We start from the raw sequence: 2,368 nt of genomic DNA on the forward strand, positions 1-2,368 counted from the left end.
TCCGCCGACCTCGAGCTGGGCCGTGCCCCCTCGCCGGCCGTCCCCGGCCGCCGGGGTTCCCGGACCCCGGACCGGACCCCCGGCCCCGAACCCCGGGGGCTCCGCCCCCCCCTACGCGTCGAGCACCGCCCGCCACTCCCGTACCGCCGCCGCATCCACCGGCCCCGCCCAGCCGCCGGGCCGCGCCGCGCCGCCGATGTGGACGGCGTCGATCCCCGCGTCCAGCAGTTCCGGCAGATGGTCGAGCCGCAGCCCGCCACCGACCAGGATCTGCGGCTCGTACCCCGGCTCCCCCTTGCGCGCCGCCTCGACGAGCAGCGTGGGGATGCCGTCGTCCACCCCGGCGGCCGACCCCGCGGTGAGATACGTGTCCAGGCCCGGCAGGTCCGCGAGGGCCTTGCGCAGCGCGTCCCGGTCGGCGGCGCGGTCGATCGCGCGGTGGAACGTCCAGTGGCAGCCGTCCAGCTCGGCGATGATCCGCTCGACCGCGACGAGATCCGGGTGGCCGTCCGCGTCCAGGAAGCCGAACACGAATTCGTCCGCGCCCGCCGCCCGCAGCTCGTGCGCCTTGCGTACGAGTACATCGATGTCACCGGCCGCGAAGCCGTCCGCCACTCTGAGCATCACCCGCAGGGGGATGTCCACCGCGGCACGGATCGCCGCGAAGGTCGCACAGGACGGGGTGAGGCCGTCCGCCGCCATGTCGGTGACCAGCTCAAGCCGGTCCGCACCACCCGCCTGGGCAGCGACCGCGTCCTCCGCGTCGAGAGCGATCACCTCCAGGACTGCACGGTTGCTCATGGGAACCCAATCCTCCAGGAAGCAGCTATAGGTCTAGTCCAATGGCCAGCCTACGGGCCGGGCGGCCGAGGGCGCAGCCCCACCGCGCACGTGAAGATACGCGAGGTCAGAGGCGCGCCAGGCAACCGGACGCCCGGAATCCGCGCGTCCGCCGCGGCCGGACCTTGCGGATTCATAGGGGTAGGGGGTATATATGAATCAGTACTACATACCCCCTAGGGGTATCAATCGCGAGTATTGATCATCCCACTACCGAGGAGGCCAAGTGTCCGCGCAGACCGCAGCCACCACCGGCACCACTGACACAGGTGGTCCCAGTGGCACCACCGGTACCGGCGCCGCAGAGGTCGAGCTCGCCATCGGCGGCATGACCTGCGCCTCGTGCGCGGCCCGTATCGAGAAGAAGCTCAACCGGATGGACGGGGTCGAGGCCACCGTCAACTACGCCACGGAGAAGGCCCGCGTCAGCTACCGGGGCGAGGACGTCTCCGTACAGGACCTGATCGCCACCGTCGAGAAGACCGGCTACAGCGCGCACGAGCCCGCTCCCCCGGTCCGTACCACTGACACGCCCGCCGACACGGCGAAGGCGGAGGCGGACGAGCTCCGCCCGCTGCGGCAGCGGCTGATCACCGCGGTCCTGCTGGCCGTGCCGGTGATCGCGATGGCGATGATCCCCGCGCTCCAGTTCGACAACTGGCAGTGGCTCTCGCTGACCCTCACGGCGCCCGTCGTCACGTATGCCGCCTGGCCCTTCCACCGCGCCGCGTGGACCAACGCCCGGCACGGCGCGGCCACCATGGACACGCTGATCTCGGTCGGCACCTCGGCCGCGTTCCTCTGGTCGGTGTGGGCGCTCTTCTTCGGCACCGCCGGAATGACCGGCATGACGCACCCCTTCGAGCTGACCATCGGCCGCAGCGACGGCGCCGGGAACATCTACCTCGAAGCCGCCGCCGGAGTCACCGCCTTCATCCTGGCCGGGCGCTACTTCGAGGCCCGCTCCAAGCGGAAGGCGGGCGCGGCGCTGAAGGCCCTGCTCGAACTGGGCGCCAAGGAGGTCACCGTCCTGCGTGACGGCCGCGAGGTGACCGTGGACACGGCGGACCTCCAGGTCGGGGACCGCTTCCTGGTCCGGCCCGGCGAGAAGATCGCCACCGACGGCACGGTCGTCGAGGGGAACTCGGCGGTGGACGCGTCCATGCTCACCGGTGAGTCGGTCCCCGTCGAGGTCGGCGTCGGCGACCCGGTGACCGGTGCCACGCTCAACGCGGGCGGCCGGCTCGTCGTCGAGGCGACCCGGATCGGCGCCGACACCCAGCTGGCCCGGATGGCCAAGCTGGTCGAGGACGCGCAGAACGGCAAGGCGGCGGCCCAGCGCCTCGCGGACCGGATCTCGGCGGTGTTCGTCCCCGTCGTGATCGCGCTCGCGCTCGGCACGCTCGGCTTCTGGCTCGGCAACGGCTCGGGGCTGACGGCCGCGTTCACCGCCGCCGTCGCCGTACTGATCATCGCCTGCCCCTGCGCCCTCGGCCTCGCCACACCCACCGCCCTCATGGTCGGCACC

At 72.0% G+C, this 2,368-nt stretch carries 2 protein-coding genes; one reads left to right on the forward strand and one right to left on the reverse strand.

Annotation, left to right across the window (positions count from 1 at the left end):
* Positions 1-111: 111 nt before the first annotated feature.
* On the reverse strand, positions 112-801 hold the full coding sequence (locus tag AB0I52_RS32770; protein WP_363078808.1) for a copper homeostasis protein CutC: 690 nt from the start codon (positions 799-801) through the stop codon (positions 112-114).
* 358 nt (positions 802-1,159) lie between these two features.
* On the opposite strand from AB0I52_RS32770, the gene AB0I52_RS32775 reads away from it, so the two are divergent.
* A partial coding sequence (locus AB0I52_RS32775; protein WP_363078810.1) for a heavy metal translocating P-type ATPase occupies positions 1,160-2,368 on the forward strand: 1,209 nt, incomplete at its 3' end.

The organism is Streptomyces sp. NPDC050423 (assembly GCF_040655445.1).
Classification (GTDB): Bacteria; Actinomycetota; Actinomycetes; order Streptomycetales; family Streptomycetaceae; genus Streptomyces.

Coding starts and splice junctions, on each gene's coding strand:
- AB0I52_RS32770 (WP_363078808.1), bottom strand. CDS start 801: ATGAGCAACCGTGCAGTCCTGGAGGTGATCGCTCTCGACGCGGAGGAC.